Source organism: Microcystis sp. (assembly GCF_048564745.1).
Classification (GTDB): Bacteria; Cyanobacteriota; Cyanobacteriia; order Cyanobacteriales; family Microcystaceae; genus Microcystis; species Microcystis ichthyoblabe_A.
Genome location: NZ_JBLZRT010000109.1, coordinates 1 through 16,854, shown reverse-complemented (window position 1 = coordinate 16,854; position 16,854 = coordinate 1). Strand labels below are relative to the sequence as shown.

Sequence of the window (16,854 nt, the reverse complement as noted above, 5' to 3'; positions counted from 1 at the left end):
CCTTATCCTGACTTGATTTCAGTTTTTTCTTTGTCAGTAAGGGTGTCAACAAGGAATATTACAAATTGTTAACCGAGTCTTGAAAGCCTTGTGCCACAAAGGTTTGAAATGTTAAGAAAGATGTGACTAAAGGACAGCTTGATAAGGGGGGTGCCGATCCCCCCTTAATCCCCCCTTGATAAGGGGGGCATCTGACAACTTTTAACGCCTACCTACTTAATTACTTTCAATTTACACCCAATCACTGATAACTGATGACCGATAACCAAAAAAACCCCAATCGGTCTATCCTATAGGTAGGTCAGACGGGATCAGGGTTTATTGAAAGCGGTTTTACTTATAAAGTTCCGTCGCTAGACGAAAAGCCAAAATCCCGGGGATTAAAGCAATTACCAGAGCGACTAAAACTTGAGTATCAGAAAGCATTGCTGATTATCTCCTCATAAAGATATTCATCCAATACTTTCCGACATCATCGGGGTTCTCTGCATCATTTCGTTACAAGACTTCATATCTCCCCACCCCCGATGACGGTTATCTCCCCTAGAAAAGAAAGTTGTAAAAGCGTTAAGCTGAGGTATTGCCATGATTACATTTATTTTTACCTGCGGCCTCAATGTTAGACTCGCTCCTTGATTCATCTCTAACCCTTAGTCTAAAAACCCCGTTAATTCTGTTGGTTCTCATTGCCCTAGAAGCGGTATTATCAGCAGATAACGCCATTGCTCTCGCTTCCATAGCACAGGGATTAGGAGATCATCAGCGTCAACGTCAGGCCCTGAATATTGGCTTAGTTTTCGCCTATATTCTCCGTATGGTCTTGATTCTTACCGCCACCTGGGTGGTTAAATACTGGCAGTTTGAACTTTTGGGAGCAGTATATTTGCTCTGGTTAGTCTTTAATTACTTTGCCTCCCCCGAAGACAAAGACCACACCCATCATAGTCTCAAGTTTCAATCTCTCTGGCAAGCTATCCCCCTAATTGCCGTTACCGATTTAGCTTTTTCCCTCGATAGTGTCACCACCTCCATCGCCGTGGCCGATGATACTTGGTTGATCCTGCTTGGTGGTACGATCGGAGTAGTTACCCTGCGCTTTATGGCGGGTTTATTTATTCGCTGGTTAGAGGAATACACCCACCTAGAAGATGCTGGTTTTGTCACCGTCGGTTTGGTGGGTTTAAGATTGTTGTTGCGGGTGATTAGTCCCGATTTTGTGCCGCCGGAATGGATTATGATTAGTTTAATTGCTATCCTCTTTGCTTGGGGTTTCTCAAAACGCAACGATCGAGAACCAATAGAGAGTGATCCCATCCAATCTGATGAATTGCCATAAAATAATCATCAGGAGTCAGTAATCAGTGATCGGATTTGAGTTTTCAGTTCACTGATTACTGTTTACTGTTCACTGTTCACTGAAAAGAGAATCCCTAGAAGATCATGTCATCTTTACCGACTCCATCTGCTGATACCTTAGAAAATTCTACTCGATCGCCCTCTTGGAAAATTAAACTCCTCTACGATGGAGAATGTCCCCTCTGCTTGCGGGAGGTTAATTTTCTGCAAAAACAGGATGCTGGGAGAGGATTAGTTGCTTTTGTCGATATTGCCGCCGAAAACTATAATCCGGAGGAAAATGGCGGTATTTCCTTCGCGGCAGCCATGGGACGAATCCACGCCGTACTAGCTGATGGTACTATTATCCAAAATGTGGAAGTGTTTCGCCAAGTCTATGATATTTTGGGCATTGGTTGGATTTATGCCGCTACCAAATGGCCGGTTATCGGGTTTCTAGTGGATATTATCTATGAAATTTGGGCTTCTTGGCGATTAACCTTAACCGGAAGACCGAATTTAAAAACAATCTTAGCAGAGCGTCAAAAACGTCTGGAATGCAACTCATCAAATCGTTGTTCTCGCTGAGTTAAAATCTTATAACCCCCACACCCCACTCAGAATCACCCCTTGGGATGTGATACTAAATCCGTTGAGTATAGGCTACTTATAAGGACAGGCAAAAGGCAAAAGGAGAAATAAATAATCAGTTTTTAATAACCAGATTTAATGTGATAATTCTGCCTAGTAAATAAATGGTACTTTATTTTCTTGCCAGTCCCTGACTGCGACCGATGATCGCCCAGAGATAGCTAATTGCTGAGGCCAAAAACGCGAGGGAAATACTTTCTTTGACGATAAAAATACCCAGACCGATCAGCACACAGGGAACGAAGGTACTTCCCTGACTGGTTAGAATAGTGGCGATGGTCGGCACACTGGTCAACCCGTAGGCGAACGCAAAGCGCTCGCTACGCGAGAACGCACACCAAACCCCCACCAGAATCAAAAACACGCTGACGATAACGATCAGACTTGTCACGGTACTACTGGCGAACAGGGGAACGTAAATACCGATATTATCGCTGCCGTTGGCGACGGTTAACGCGGCCACGCTATAGGTGCGCGGGTCAAACCAACCACCGAAGGGTTTACCCTGAGCTACGCCGAAGGGGGAATGTTTCGCACCCTCTAGGTCCAATTCGACATTCTCCGGCTCTTCCTCCTCCTCCTCTTCTTTGAGAAGGGAAACGATGCCGAGAATCACAGGAACGAGGCCTAGATAGCGAATCCATGGGGTAGGGATGAGAAAGCAGCCGAAAAACCCCGCTAAACTGGCAATAACAAGCAGACTAAAGCCGATATACTGACCGATGACGATATCGCGACGACGGAAGAGTTTTCCCGTTTGGCTGAAGAGAATCGTCAGGATCAATATATCGTCGAGGTTGGTGGCGACGAATGCCGCTACACCGGTGGATATCGCGATCACAATCTCGATCATGGTTTTTTCCTTAAGATGGCCGTCGGGTTCGTCCGTTCGTTATACCTTGTTCGGCTTTTCCTTCAAAGGTTCGGCAACGGAAGAATTTTACTACCTATCCCGATGGAGAAACTGTATTTCCCACGACCGATCGCTTTATCCCGGTGCGGGATGGAAAAAGAAAGCAAGGGTGATCACTGCGTAGGTGGCGACGAGTAATATACCCTCTAGCCAGTTCGAGCGACCGTCGTTACTGATCGAGTTAGTCAGCCAGACGGCGACGGCGACGGCGACCAATTCAAAGATGTCGAAATCGAGAGCCATCGGCTGACCGATGAAATAACCCGCGATTACGAGAACCGGTGCGACAAAAAGTGCGATTTGCAGACTCGAACCCACCGTCACGGAAACCGCCAGATCCATTTTGTCTTTTAAGGCGACCCTAACCGCGGTGGCGTGTTCGGCCGCGTTGCCGATAATTGGCAGCAGGATCACCCCCGTGAAAAGGGTCGTTAATCCTAATTTATGCGTGGCTTCCTCTAGGGTATTAACTAATAATTCCGATTCGACCGCCACCCCGATCGTCACCAGCAGTAATATCCCCACCCAGAGCCAGAGATTCGGCTTTTTTACGCTTACCGCTTCCCCCGACTCTTGATCGAGATCGGCGACCCCCACCTCGTAAAGATAGGTGTGGGTCTTCATCGAAAACAGCAGACTCAGGCAATACACAAAAATTAATACCGCCGCCACCGCTACCGAGAGACGCTGTAGGACGCTCTCCTCGATTGCGGCGGAGGTGTATTGAACGGTCGTGGGTAGGAGGATTGCTGCCACGGCGAGATTCATCGACGAGGAATTTAAACGGGCGGTCACGGGCTGGAATTTCTGTTCTTTATAGCGTAAGCCGCCGAAAAACATCGATAAGCCCGTTACCAGCAGCAGATTCCCGATAATCGAACCGGTAATCGTCGCTTTCACCACCTCGATCAAACCCTCTTCCAGGGCGGCGTAGGCGAGAATTAATTCGGTGGCGTTGCCGAAGGTGGCGTTCATTAAACCGCCAAGATTAGGACCGACCACGACGGCGATTTCCTCGGTTGCCTTTCCCATGTAAGCGGCCAGGGGAACGATCGCCAGACAGGCGCTCAGGAAAACGATCGTCACGTCCCAATGGAGGAAATTCCAGGCGATCGAGATCGGGACAAAAACCAACAAAATAGCGAAAATCCAGTCCTTTCTATTCATAGCAATGGGTGTCTCGGCATAAAACCGCGCACGGTTTTGAAAAACAGACTATCGACTTTTTTCTGTTTCAATTACCCAAATCGCCCGGTAATATACTCCCGGGCCTCGTCGGTTTGCGGATTGCCGAACATAACTTCCGTGGGGCTAAATTCGACTAATTTTCCCCGGCGTTTCCCGGACCGATCGGTTTCGGTGTTAAAAAATGCCGTCCAGTCGGCGATCCGCGATGCCTGCTGCATATTGTGGGTGACGGTGATGATCGTGTAACTTTCCTTCAGTTGTAGGCACAATTCCTCCACCTGACGGGTAGAGATGGGATCGAGGGCCGAACAGGGTTCATCCATCAATAAAACATCTGGCTTCATAGCGGTCGCAACGCGCTCGCTACGCGAGATCGCACGGGCAATACAGAGACGCTGTTGCTGTCCCCCCGATAGTGCCGTTCCTTTTTCTTTCAGTTTGTCCTTTACTTCCTCCCAGATCGCCGCCTGCCGCAGGGAATACTCGACCAATTCATCAAGATTTCCCTGATAACCGTTGGTTCGAGGCGCGTAGGCGATATTCTCGTAAATGCTCTTGGGAAAAGGGTTGGGACGTTGGAAAACCATCCCCACCTGTCGCCGCAACTTGACCGCATTGACCTGCGAATCGTAAATATTCTGATTTCGGTACAGTAGTTTTCCCTCCACCTTGGCGCCGGGGATCAGATCGTTCATTCGGTTAAAGCAGCGCAAAAGGGTACTTTTCCCGCAACCGGACGGCCCGATAAAGGCGACGATTTTTCGTGCGGGAATTTTAATATGAACGTCCAGAAGAGCAAGAAATCCATTATAAAAAACTTTCACTCCTTCCGCCTCGAAAACACTGTGATCGGCGTTAAGGTGGGTAGTCATGGCAAAAATTCTCCTGAGTGTGATTAAACGACTGGTTAAGAGGGAAAAGTGGAGCCATCAAGGTTGACTCGATTGGGAATAATGTTGACGTAGATAGATAGCGATGGCGTTGAGGGCGAGAATTAACAGGATCAGAACGATAATCGCAGCCGCCGCAGCATTGGCGAAACCTGGTTCGGGACGGGTGATATAGCTGAAAATTTGAATCGGTAGTGCCATAAAGCGTTGGAATAAACCAGGATCGAAAGTGAGGAAACTAACCGCGCCGACCACCATTAAGGAAGCCGCGTCTCCGATCGCCCGCGACACGGAGATAATCACCCCCGTGAGAATCCCCGGCACCGCGTAGGGTAAAACATGGTGTTGGATCGTCTGCCATTTGGTACTGCCTAGACCGTAGGAGGCTTGGCGTAGGGAATCGGGAACCGCCCGGATCGCCTCCCGCGCCGTGACGATAATCACCGGCAGCGAGAGAAGCGCAAGGGTTAACGCGCCGGAAATCAGCGTCGGGCCAAAATTGAGCAGATAGTTAAAAACCGCTAATCCTAATAAGCCGTAGACGATCGAGGGAACCCCGGCCAGATTGCCGATATTCACCTCGATCAGTGCCGTCCACCACGTTTTCGGGGCGTATTCCTCTAGATACAAAGCCGACCCGACCCCGATCGGCACCGCCACGAGAAGCACGATAATTCCCAGATAGAAACTACCGATGATCGCTGGACGGATACCGCCCCTTTCCGGGAAACGGGAAGGCGTTTCCGTGAGGAATCCGGGGGTTAAGAGTCGTCCGAGTCCATCGTGGGCGATATTCAACACCAACAGCGCCAGAACGAACAAACCGATCAGTAAACCGAAGAGGAAAAGATACTCGCAGAATTTGCCGATCACCTCGCGGCGTTCCAGATGGTCGATAAATTCAACGGTATCGGACTTAACAGAGGATTTAACCATGGCAAATCAATCGTATTTTTCTTTAAAACGGTGGGAGATCCAGTAACTGGCCAGATTCAGTGCCAACGTGATCAAAAAAAGCACCGCGCCGACTGCGTAGAGGGTTTTAAAACTGAGACTGCCCCGGGGCGCATCTCCCCCGGAAATCTCGGCCATAAAAGCGGTCATCGTGGCGATCGACTCGAAGGGATTGAGGGTAAGCCGGGGTTGCGAGCCGGCGGCGATCAACACCGTCATCGTTTCCCCCACCGCCCGGGACATTCCCAAAATAATCGAGGCCATGATCCCGGACAGGGCGGCGGGGAGAACCACTTTAAAAATCGTTTCTAGCTTGGTAATTCCTAGGGCGTAGGAACCCTCGCGCAGGGAACGGGGAACCGCTCGGATCGCGTCTAAACTAATCGATCCCACCGTGGGAGTGATCATGATTCCCATCATTAACCCGGCGCTGAGGGCGTTAAAAATCTCGACGGGGAAAAGATTCCGCAAAGTGGGCGTGACCACCAGTAGGGCGAAGTACCCGTACACCACCGTGGGAATCCCGGCCAGCAGTTCCACCGCAGGGCGTAAAATCCCCGCTAGGTTCGGTTTCGCGTATTCGGCGAGGTAGATCGCGGAAGATAGGCCTAAAGGAACCGCGACGGACATAGCGATGGCCGTGGTTAAAAATGTCCCGTTAATCAGCGGCCAGATGCCGAAATGAGGGGTGGCGAACAGTGGAGTCCAACGGGTATCGAGAAAGAATTGGGCGAAAGATACCTCTTGAAAAAATCCCCAGGTTTCACTAAAAATAATCGCCACGATGCCGATTGTCGTCGCCACGGAAACGAAAGCGCAAGCGAAGAGAATCAGCGCGATTATCTTCTCTTGAATATCGTCGCCAGGGCGCTTGAGGAGTGAATTATCTGCCGCGAAAAAAGAATTATCGAAAGAACTCGGGGTTAAGGTCATGGTTTGACAAAATTCCTTTTTTAGATAAAGTTCGTGATCGGTTCTCCCGGTTTAGCTTTGCCGAATTTCGATCCCGTTTCCCCGCGCTCGAATTTCCGCAGGGTTTTGACGTAGGCCTCATCAGGTAAAGCGACGTAACCCACGCCATCGACCCATTTCCAGGAATTTTCTAAATAGAAGCGCACGAATTTTTCCAGGGATGGATTCGTTTTTAAATTATTCTTGTTGACGTAGATAAACAGGGGACGGGAAAGGGGATTATAGACATTGCGGAGAACGTTATCGAGGGGGACCGGTTTGACGCATTTTCCTTCATTATTTTCGATCGCCACCAAGTTCAATCGATCTTGGTTCTGCATATAGAAAGAGATGCCTAAATACGCAAGCGCGGATGGATTGCCGATCACCCCCTGTACGAGGGCGTTTTGATTGCGGTTCGGGGTAAAATCGGTACGGCTATTTCTCCGTTTTCCCGTAATCGCCTGGGTGAAGTAATCGAAGGTTCCCGTATCGGAAGGCGGCGCGAAAAGTAATAATCTCTCGTCGGGAAATTTGGGATTAATCTGTTTCCAACTGGTAATCCTACCCTCCGCTTTCGTGTTCCACATTCGATCGAGTTCTTTAATCGTTAAACACTTGGCGAATTGATTTTTTTTATTGACAATCACTGCCAATCCGTCGATCGCCATCGGTAATTCCAGAAATTCCACGCCGTTTTCCCGACATTTCTCGATCTCTTCTTTCCGGATCACCCGCGATGCCCCGGCAATGTCGAGATTTCCAGCGCAGAACTTACTAAAACCGCCCCCGGTTCCACTGGTGGCGACGCTTACCCGCGCTTCGGGATGGATTCTCTGATATTCTTCGGCAACGGCGAGGGAGAGGGCGAAACCCACCGCACCACCGTCGATCGAGACTGGTGGTTGTTTCTCGGCCGAGTCGGCCGGGCGACCGCAACCGGCGATCAAATTACTCGCAATCAGAAGGGAGATTAGGAAAAAATAATGAGAGAATTTCATAGATTAAAGCGGGAAAAATGTTAGGAAGCCGACTGGTTTTTAATCTGCTCGAAGATGCCGTTATTGGCCAGAAATTCCTTTTCGATCAACGTCCAACCCCCGAGATCTTGGGCGTTGAAAAGAGTTTCGATCGGCGGGAATTGTAATCCTTCATCCTTGGCCACGAAGGGATTGACCGAGCGATAGCCTAATTTGGCCAATTCCTGTTGTGCAGGCTCGGAATAGAGGAAATTCACAAAGGCCTCGGCCACCTCTCGCGTGCCGTGTTTATCGACATTTCTATCCACCACCGCCACGGGATTATCGATCGAGATATTGACCGGGGGGACTAAGTAACTGGTATCGGGTTGATTTCTTGCCGCTAGAATTACCTCGTTTTCGTAGGTGACTAAAACATCCCCGTTTCCCTCTTGGAAAAAGGCATTGCTGGCTTCCCGTGCGTCCCTGGCTAGGGTGGGAATCTTTTGATAGATCCGGCGGACAAAATCCCATGCCTGTTGCGGTTCGCCCCCCGTTTGCGTCACCGAACCCCAGAGGGCTAATAACTGCCAAATAGCGATCCCGGAAGTTTTCGGATCGGCGGATAGAACCGTAACGTCCTCTCTAGCCAGATCCGCCCAAGATTGAATCTTTTTCGGATTTCCCGCCCGCGTCACGATCGCCGCCACCGAGTGACTCACCACCCCCCGCCGCGGCACCCGATCTTCCCAACCGCGATTAATCAGGCCGGCTTGAGATATCCGCATCACGTCGAGGGGAAGGGCCAGATGTACCACGTCCGCCTCTTGTTTCCCTGCGATCACGTCATCGGCCTGGGCCAGGGAACCGCCGTAACTCCGCTGGAAAATGACTTTTTGGTTATGCTCTTTCCGCCATTTCTCGACGAATTTCGGGATAATCTGGTCGTGGGCGGCTTTTGTGACCGAGAAGGAAACGAGATTCAGTTTCACCTCCGGTTTCGAGCCGATTCCCCCGCAGGAGGCGAGGGCGAGACTTGCCAACAGTCCCACTAACAGGAAGGAAAGGAAGCTCCTCCCCGATAAGGAACGAAAGGGACGAAACAGCGATCGAATTGACAACAGTGATACATTCATCGGGATTTTCTCGATAAGGTTGATCTAAACCAACTAATTTTTTATTCTCTCTTCCTGAGTTCTGACTCCCTTGGGAGCCGGAGATTGGCGATTTTTACGGGGGGTCTAATTTAGCCGATGGGAATCAACAGGCGATAGGAGCCGTTATCGAGAATAATCCGTAGCCCCAACCACATCAGCACAAAAGGGAAAAGCTTACTCGCATAACGGCTGAGGACAACCGCGATCCCCGGTTGGCGGGTTAGATTATAGGAGAGAAATAACCAAGTACAAACGATTAGATAGCAGATCGGGATGATTACGGCTAACTGCGCCACGGTACTATTGGCGAATAGGGGAATGTAGATACCGAGATTATTGCCGCCATTGGATATCGTGACCGCGGAAACTTTATAGGTTTGGCGATCTCTGAGGACTTGAGCGAGGGATAGTCTGCGGGAGGCAAACCCATGAAATTGGGCGTTTCTTCGCAAATTCACCTTGCGATCTGCGGTTTCCCTCTCGTTATCGCGATTTAACGTCAGTAAATTTCTCACACCGATGAGGATTGGCAAGATTCCGAGAAGACCTATATAAATCGGCGGGATGATTAAGCCGAGTAGAAAACCCAGCAAGCTCACCGATACTAAGGCCGTAAACCCGACTAGCTCGCCGACGACAACGTGAACCGGGCGAAAGGTACGATTTACCTCGCTAAAGAAGCCAGTTAGATAAATATTGTCGTCGAAGGTGGTGGCTATGCCGGTGGCCACCGCGATTTTGACGATTTCGATCAACCAATCCATCCATACTACCTCGATCTCTCAAATGCGGGCGCAATTTCATTTTGAAACTATATCATTTTCAATACATTTATAAATGTACTTTGTTACACAATCGAGGAGTCGTGGATTTTTATAGTATGTAGATAAAACTAATGGAACCTCTCCCGCTTGCCCTGAGCCAAGTCGAAGGGATCAAGTTGGGAAACCCTTCTCTCTTGTCTCCTTTCCCGATAAAAAATCTTGTTTTCTGCGAGAAATCCCATGCTCCACCGTTCGATCAAGTGTCTCTGGAAACCGTGGCGAAATTGCCGGGGAGTTCTTCCCGCAGTGCTTTTTGTGACCAGCCTCGTCGGGAGCTTTCTCCTGGCTGGATTTTCCGACACGAACGCAAAGCGCTCGCTACGCGAGATCGCCGTCGGTCAAAATTCTCGATCCGATAACCTGATTCTGAACCTCGTCGATAGCTTTAAATTCCCCCGGAATACGACTCCCCGACTATTGGAAACCGTGGGATTATTTATCGCTGGAATTCTCTTCTGTATCCTGATCGATCGCTGGTTCAAGCGCTCGACCCCCTCCGATATCACTCCTCTCGCCAAACAAGCGCGGCGGTTAGGAACCCTCAAGATCGGCTATCCCGAGGGTATGACCAATCTGGAAGTTCTCCGCGCCCAGGCCTTTCTGGAAAGACGCTTAAAACCCTTGGGGGTGACGGTAACGTGGACGAGTTTTCTGGCCGCTTCCTCTCTGATCGAGGCCTTGAGCAACGGAACGATCGACTTCTGCGGTGGTGGCGGTACGGCGAGTATTTTCTCCCAAGCGGCGGAACACGTCTTCGTCCGGGTAGCCAAGGAAAAATATACCGCCCCGAAAGGTCAGGCGATTCTCGTGCCTGAGGATTCGCCAATAGAGACGTTGGCGGATTTAAAAGGCAAAAGAATCGCCTTCGATCGAGGTTCGAGCGCCCATTATGTCCTCATCCGCGCCCTGATGAGAGTGAATCTAGAATTAAGCGATATCGAACCGGTGTATGCGACTCAACCGGAAGCACTGGTGCTTTTTCGTCGCGGTGAGATCGACGCTTGGGTGGTCTGGGTTCCCTATTCCCCCACGGAGACGCGCACCTATCCGGGAAGATCGTTGGCCGATCTAGGGGGTATCTTTGGGGAAAACGCCTCTCTAGAAGTGCCGACCTATTATTATGCAGTTCCCGAATTGGTGCGGGATTATCCCGATGTACTGAAGGTGATTTTAGAAGAAGTGAACGAGGCAGGTGCTTGGGCGAAACAACAGGAGTTAGAGGCGACGAGACGCTTGGCAGCTCACCATGAGATCGATCCAGCGATCATCACTAATCTTGAACAACGTGCCTCTGAACGTGCCATTATCCCGATCGACGATCGCTCTCTGACGGCCCTACAACACCAAGCTAATATCTTCCGAGACCTGAAGCTGATCCCCCATCGAGTCAATGTGCGCGACGGAACCTACACCCTACAGACGAAACAAAATTGGACATATTAACCCCACAGCACCATTTTGGGCATTGGTTGGATTTATGCCGCTACCAAATGGCTGATGATCGGGTTTCTAGTGGATATTATCAGGGAGTATTTAACTCCCTAATAGGGTTCTTCTGTTGGTGATCTAACTAACTCAAAGCTTCAAAATAATCGCGAATTTGATGATGTCGCCCGGATTGACGCAGTTTTTGCAACGCTTTCAACTCAATTTTTCGCACCCTTTCCCCGGATAATTCCAAGATGCGACCGATATCAGCCAAGGAATGGGATTTACCATCGAGAAAACCATAGCGCCATTCAATCACTTCTCGTTCGCGAGTGGTTAAATCTGCCAATAGTTCTCTCATATCTCTTTGCAAAGATTCATAGACAAGACGATTTTCTGAAGACACTTCTTCAGTTTCCAAAAGGTCTATTAATTCCGTATCTTTTTCCTTACCCACTTTTATTTCTAAGGAAACCGAACGCGGCACTTTCATCAACAATTCCCGCACAGTTTCAGGAGTCATCCCTAACTCTTGGGCAATTTCCTCTACGGTCGCAGTACGACCGCGCATTTGCGAGATTTTCCGTTGTGCTTTCCTAATTCTGTTGAGTTTTTCGGTAATACTCACCGGTAAGCGAATAATCCGGCTTTGAGTCGCGATCTCGCGTAGCGAGCGCGTTGCGACCGCCCTCGTAATTCCTTGACGGATCCACCAGTAGGCATAGGTAGTAAAATGATAGCCTTTGGTGGGGTCAAATTTCTTGACGGCGCATTCTAAACCTAGGGTTCCCTCTTGAATCAAATCCAATAATTCTAAACCGCGATTCTGATATTTTTTGGCCACCGACACCACCCTTCGACTTCTCTCAGGGTCAACCAGACGTAAATTGGCCTTGATCATCTGTTCTTTGGCACGGGTACCAAGGGCAATAATTTCTTCTAATTCTTCCACTTCTAAGCCCGCTAGATGCGCCCAACGCTGTTTTCCCGCTTTCAAAGCATTTTTTAACTCAGACACGGTGATTTGGGCAGTTTCTGCCCAACGTTCCAGGGAGAGAGGATGAGCTGATCGAGTTGACCCTGAGAGAAGCCGAAGGGCGGTCAGTCGATCACAAATCTTAATTAACTTGACAAATTGCTGTATTTGTGCATCACCTTGTTTAAGGGCAGTGGCGCGCAATTTCAGTAAAGACAGATGACGCTGCACCCGTTGCGCTTGTTCAACTTCTTCGTCCCGTTTGAGTAGAGGCACTCTGCCAATGTCTTGTAGGTATAAACGGACTAAATCGGTAGTTGTACGGTTGCTGTAGCTTTTTTGGGGACTAGATACTAAATCATCTTTTAAATCATGGCCGAGAAAATCCTCATCTAGGTCGATCGAGTTTTCCTTCAGTTTTAAGATAGAAAAAGAGGGAGAGATAAATTCAGTTTCGAGGGTCGAGGGATTAATTGCAGACATGAGGGCTTTTCTATGGGCGACTGTGATAGGAATTAGAAACTTCTAAATCGTTCACCGTAGTCATGGTTTTCCCGCTTGAGCGCGGAAATGATGCAGTCGGGAAAATTTTTTTTCAAAAGCATTGATCTTTAAACCGAGAAGTTACACCAAGTCTGGGGTTTACCTTCTTGGCCCAACTTCTCAAATTAATGATTGATTTAGAAGTAATTTCCCCTACAGTCCTATTCCTATCTATTCCTGATTTTCCAGATAATTACGGATTTGTTCTAGTTTAGCCAGGGCTTTTCCTGACTGTAAAGATTGTTGTGCTTGCTGGAAACCGGTGGGGATATCCGGGGCAATTCCACAGCGCCAAAGATAAAAACCACCGTTAAAAATTGCCGCGTCGGTTAATTCGTTATTTTCTCCAGCTAATAAACCCTTTAATTTAGCGGTGAGCAATTCTAAAGATTCCAGGGGATAATCCGAGGGACAAAAGCCATAATCGCGAGGATTTAAGAAAAATCGCTGAAAGGAAGGAGGATCGGTGGGATTTCCCAAACCGATAATCGCCGTCCGATTACAGGCTAAATCACAACTCCCCTCTAATCCTTTCACAGTCGTGAAATGAGAGATATTTCTCAGGGCAAAAGTTTCGCGAAAACGATCTTCGGTGGGGGGATGAACAAAACCCGATATCTGATGAATATTACCCACAAAAGGCGACCAGATTAACTCTACCGTAGCCATAGGCGGACGTTTACCGATTTGCTCCCGATAGGGAATAAAATTCTGTACTAGGGGAAAATGGCGCGGAATATAGAAAAAAGTCAATCCTGTGGTGATTAAACAGTCTTTCACTGCTGCTAAGGATAATTGACTAAAATCTGCTCCTAATTGCTGCCAGATTTCTCTGAGGGAAATACCGTATTTAGTCGGCATTCGATCGCCCCCGTGCAGGACTACGGGAACCCCCGCCAACCCTAAGATTAAAGTAGTGATCGGAGTAACCGGGGCAGTGCGAGAGCGTCCATCGTAGGGATTGCCAAAAATAGTGATCGGATGCTGAAAAGAGGCTGATTCTAGGGTTATTTGCGGACCAAGCTCGGCGTAGGCATCAAGCATTCCCGCTAACTCATCGCTGGTGGGGCGTTTAATGCGATGGGCAATCATAAAAGCACCGATTTGGGCTGGGGTTGCCTCTTGGGTTAACATCATCTTGGTGGCCATTGCCGCTTCGGGACGGGTTAAATTTTTGCCCGTATGGGTGCCACTACCGATCGCTTTTAATAATTCTCGAAAAGTATCGCTCATCTCAAGGAAGAAAATAAAAAGTAAATGGGATTGATTGGGATTGCTAAGGCTGGACGTGGTGATTTTCTAGGTTTTTAATCATACTTTGCTTTATTTGCCGCACTAATTGACAAAAATGAGCGATCGGTGGTATCTGTAGGCGATCGCTAGTGGTGACAAGGACTACCTGACGGGTGAGACGATGACTAAATTTACCATTATTAGGATGGGGATTTTCGCTACTAGGGGAAGCAAGAGCTTGCCCTGAGCCAAGTCGAAGGGGACGAATGGCGAGGGTGGCATCGCTACGAGCCTCCATCAGGGCAGATTGGGGCAGAAGAGCGATAATATTACCCTGACGCACCACACCGCGAAAAGCATCGAGGGTGTTTAATTCCATGACGGTTTTCAGGTGGGCATCCTGACGGGAAAACCATTCTTGTACTAATCTTTGCATTCCGTAGCCATCTTTGAAAACCACTTGCGGATAGGGGATTAATTCTGACCATGGCACTTCTTTGTATTGGGCGAGGGGATGATTAGCGGCCATGAGAATTTCGATCGCTTCTTCGTATAATATTTCTACCACCATCTCTGGGCTAGAGGTGAGAAAACGATTATTCATTACCAACGCCAGATCTACTAAACCATCCCGCAGCACTTTTAAGGCGCGATCGCTGCCTAGGGCTGTAACTCTTAACTGAACTTCTGGGTATTCAGCACAGAATTTCGGCAAAATCGGCGGTAAATAGTGGGCGCAGACGGAATGAATCGCCGCCACGCACAACTCCGGCTGTTTTCCTGCCTGTAGGTCAGTGATTTCCCTGTGAATATTCGTCCATTCTTGACAAATCCGTTTCGCCCGGGGCAGTAATTTCTCGCCGGCAATGGTTAATTTTGCTTGGGCGGTACGATGGAAAAGAGGTAAGCCCAAATCGGTTTCTAGGGATTGAATCTGGCGGCTGATAGTCGATTGGGTGACTCCACACTGGCGCGCGGCTTGACCGAAATTGCCTGTATCGGCTACGGCTAAAAAGGCTTGCAATTGCTCGATCCGCATTCTTTCTGGTTTTAATTACATTCCGTCATGACCTTATGACAATAACGAATTTTATTCTGACTTTTGGTAGAAATTGCTACCGTTTTCTCAGTTATCAGTTATTTTAGCGGTCAGCCTTGAACTACTTCTCGCTCATAATTGGGCTGTTGAACTGTCTTTTTTCTGGCAGATTCAACAATCCTGATTTCATCAGAATATTTTCTACCTTGCTAGGGATTACTAGGGATGTAATCTGGGATAAAGTTAAGTAGGTAGGTGTTAAAAGTTGTCAGATACCCCCCTTATCAAGGGGGGATCCCCCCGCCTATCGGCACCCCCCTTATTAAGGGGGGCGGGGGGGATCGAACCTAAAATCCATTTTTAATTTAATTATAACCAGCTACTTAAAATAGATGCAATAAACCAGATTGAGTCTGAGGAAAAATCAAAAATGCAATTTATTCAGACTAAAGCCAAAATCAAAGATGGACAATTAATTATCGAGCAATACCATCAAGATTTGCCAACAGACACAGAGGTTGAACTTGTTATTATTGTCCCCGATAAAAACAAACAAGTTGAGTTTGAACAAGCGCGTACTAATATGCAAGCTGCATTTAAAGAAGCAGGTATCGAAACTCAGGAACAGATTTTAGAGCTTATTCGTGAAGTTAAGCAAGAACTGTTTCAGGAGCGTTATAAATGGTGAGAATTTTTTTAGATACAAATATCTACATTATTGGTCAATTAAAACCTCTTTCACCAGCATAACAAATCCTTAAATGGTTAGGATATTATACTCCTAATAATCAATCTTCAATAAAACACAACTATTATCTTTAAGTTGATAGATAACAGGATGGCCACTACTTTTGCCCTATTGAATATCGCTGTTTTTGAGGCGAACTTTAAAGACAGTGTAACCCGTTTCTGGGATTTGATCGCCGATGAACTTGCCTATCTCAAGGTGATCAATTAGGGTTTGTAGGTTAGTACAAATGCTAAGATAGCGTTGGGCGGGGATGGGAAGTCGATCCTTGAATTGATCAGAGAAAAGGAGTTTAAAGGATGAAAATGACTTATCTGGAAGCCACTGCCAAATTTTACAGCGAAGTAGCCCAAACTCCTGAAGTGGGGCTATGTTATGTCCAGGGCAGTCCCTTGCAACTGCCGGGGTTAAAAATCCCCGCCATTATGCAGGAGATGAACTATGGTTGTGGCACGACGGTGCAGGTTAATGAATTGGGCAATTCTCCCAGGGTTTTGTATGTGGGTGTGGGTGGTGGTTTAGAAGCACTGCAATTCGCCTATTTTTCCCGTCGTCCGGGGGGAGTGATTGCGGTGGATCCAGTGCCAGAAATGCGTTGGGCAGCCCAAAGAAATCTCGGCGAAGCACTGCTGGAAAATCCCTGGTTTAGTCTCGATTTTGTGGAAATTAGAGATGGTTCTGCCTTTGAATTGCTGGTGGAGGATGCCTCCGTCGATGTGGTGGCGCAGAATTGTCTTTTTAATATCTTTAAACCAGCCGATTTACAGTTAGCTTTACGCGAAGCTTTTCGCGTCTTAAAACTGGGAGGACGTTTACTAGATATCATCTAAAACATCGCTGTGTGATAGGTCGAAACTTTGGTCAAGCATATTTTTTCTCCTTAAGTGCTTCAGATGCGAGGTCAGGGGTTGGTTCCTAACTGTCGATACTTATTTCTGAGGAGTTGGGGGTTATTTCGATATCTGCCCCCGCCTTACCGTCGATTTAGTCTCGCTCACGGCAAAATTCATCTCTGCCAAGGTCGGGGACGACTCTTGACTATCATTGCCACTCACGCTTGAGACT

Annotated in this window: 16 protein-coding genes and 2 pseudogenes; 6 read left to right on the top strand and 12 right to left on the bottom strand. The window is 48.1% G+C overall.

The annotated features are described in order from the left end of the window. Positions 1-333: 333 nt before the first annotated feature. Entirely contained in the window at positions 334-426 is a 93-nt protein-coding gene (gene psaM / locus ACOCD9_RS12750) for a photosystem I reaction center subunit XII (RefSeq protein WP_012264462.1), read from the bottom strand. Between the two features lie 190 nt (positions 427-616). Here psaM and ACOCD9_RS12745 point away from each other — a divergent pair, with 190 nt between their 5' ends. After that, positions 617-1,336, top strand: coding sequence for a TerC family protein (locus tag ACOCD9_RS12745; RefSeq protein ID WP_002737049.1), 720 nt, complete (start codon positions 617-619; stop codon positions 1,334-1,336). A 104-nt stretch (positions 1,337-1,440) separates the two neighbouring features. Beyond that, positions 1,441-1,923, top strand: a complete 483-nt coding sequence (locus ACOCD9_RS12740; protein ID WP_287726918.1) for a thiol-disulfide oxidoreductase DCC family protein — start codon at positions 1,441-1,443, stop codon at positions 1,921-1,923. A gap of 175 nt (positions 1,924-2,098) precedes the next feature. On the opposite strand, the gene ACOCD9_RS12735 is transcribed toward ACOCD9_RS12740, so the two are convergent. From ACOCD9_RS12735 to ACOCD9_RS12700, 8 genes are all read right to left on the bottom strand, one after another. Continuing rightward, entirely contained in the window at positions 2,099-2,839 is a 741-nt protein-coding gene (locus tag ACOCD9_RS12735; RefSeq protein WP_419547680.1) for a cadmium resistance transporter, read from the bottom strand. A gap of 135 nt (positions 2,840-2,974) precedes the next feature. Beyond that, positions 2,975-4,066, bottom strand: coding sequence for a calcium/proton exchanger (cax, locus tag ACOCD9_RS12730; protein WP_419547678.1), 1,092 nt, complete (start codon positions 4,064-4,066; stop codon positions 2,975-2,977). 71 nt (positions 4,067-4,137) lie between these two features. Further along, positions 4,138-4,959 (bottom strand): phosphate ABC transporter ATP-binding protein PstB, encoded by an 822-nt coding sequence (pstB, locus tag ACOCD9_RS12725; RefSeq protein WP_287703673.1) that lies wholly within the window; start codon positions 4,957-4,959, stop codon positions 4,138-4,140. A 57-nt stretch (positions 4,960-5,016) separates the two neighbouring features. Then, positions 5,017-5,913 carry a phosphate ABC transporter permease PstA gene (pstA, locus tag ACOCD9_RS12720; RefSeq protein ID WP_419547677.1) on the bottom strand — a complete coding sequence of 299 codons (897 nt, stop codon included), beginning with the start codon at positions 5,911-5,913 and terminating at the stop codon, positions 5,017-5,019. Between the two features lie 6 nt (positions 5,914-5,919). Next, on the bottom strand, positions 5,920-6,864 hold the full coding sequence (gene pstC, locus ACOCD9_RS12715) for a phosphate ABC transporter permease subunit PstC (protein ID WP_419547676.1): 945 nt from the start codon (positions 6,862-6,864) through the stop codon (positions 5,920-5,922). Positions 6,865-6,884: 20 nt separating this feature from the next. Then, positions 6,885-7,883 (bottom strand): PstS family phosphate ABC transporter substrate-binding protein, encoded by a 999-nt coding sequence (locus ACOCD9_RS12710; protein WP_419547674.1) that lies wholly within the window; start codon positions 7,881-7,883, stop codon positions 6,885-6,887. Between the two features lie 20 nt (positions 7,884-7,903). Next, complete coding sequence (locus ACOCD9_RS12705) at positions 7,904-8,977, bottom strand: sulfate ABC transporter substrate-binding protein (protein WP_419547672.1); 1,074 nt, start codon at positions 8,975-8,977, stop codon at positions 7,904-7,906. A gap of 110 nt (positions 8,978-9,087) precedes the next feature. Next, complete coding sequence (locus tag ACOCD9_RS12700; RefSeq protein WP_108937666.1) at positions 9,088-9,762, bottom strand: cadmium resistance transporter; 675 nt, start codon at positions 9,760-9,762, stop codon at positions 9,088-9,090. A 240-nt stretch (positions 9,763-10,002) separates the two neighbouring features. Between ACOCD9_RS12700 and ACOCD9_RS12695 the strand changes: the two genes are divergently transcribed. Both ACOCD9_RS12695 and ACOCD9_RS12690 read left to right on the top strand, forming a co-directional pair. Next, positions 10,003-11,265, top strand: coding sequence for a sulfonate ABC transporter substrate-binding protein (locus ACOCD9_RS12695; RefSeq protein ID WP_419547670.1), 1,263 nt, complete (start codon positions 10,003-10,005; stop codon positions 11,263-11,265). A gap of 12 nt (positions 11,266-11,277) precedes the next feature. Continuing rightward, positions 11,278-11,352 (top strand): annotated as a pseudogene (locus ACOCD9_RS12690) (thiol-disulfide oxidoreductase); the annotation flags it as partial. 40 nt (positions 11,353-11,392) lie between these two features. Here the strand turns inward: ACOCD9_RS12690 and sigC are convergent. From sigC to ACOCD9_RS12675, 3 genes are all read right to left on the bottom strand, one after another. After that, positions 11,393-12,709 (bottom strand): RNA polymerase sigma factor SigC, encoded by a 1,317-nt coding sequence (gene sigC, locus ACOCD9_RS12685; RefSeq protein ID WP_419547669.1) that lies wholly within the window; start codon positions 12,707-12,709, stop codon positions 11,393-11,395. 231 nt (positions 12,710-12,940) lie between these two features. Beyond that, on the bottom strand, positions 12,941-14,002 hold the full coding sequence (locus tag ACOCD9_RS12680) for an anthranilate phosphoribosyltransferase family protein (RefSeq protein ID WP_419547667.1): 1,062 nt from the start codon (positions 14,000-14,002) through the stop codon (positions 12,941-12,943). Between the two features lie 43 nt (positions 14,003-14,045). Continuing rightward, complete coding sequence (locus ACOCD9_RS12675) at positions 14,046-15,041, bottom strand: LysR family transcriptional regulator (protein ID WP_419547665.1); 996 nt, start codon at positions 15,039-15,041, stop codon at positions 14,046-14,048. 430 nt (positions 15,042-15,471) lie between these two features. On the opposite strand from ACOCD9_RS12675, the gene ACOCD9_RS12670 reads away from it, so the two are divergent. Together ACOCD9_RS12670 and ACOCD9_RS12665 are read left to right on the top strand one after the other, a co-directional pair. Continuing rightward, entirely contained in the window at positions 15,472-15,729 is a 258-nt protein-coding gene (locus ACOCD9_RS12670; RefSeq protein ID WP_287703686.1) for a hypothetical protein, read from the top strand. Positions 15,730-16,088: 359 nt separating this feature from the next. Next, positions 16,089-16,607 (top strand): annotated as a pseudogene (locus tag ACOCD9_RS12665) (methyltransferase domain-containing protein); the annotation flags it as partial. Positions 16,608-16,854: the final 247 nt, after the last annotated feature.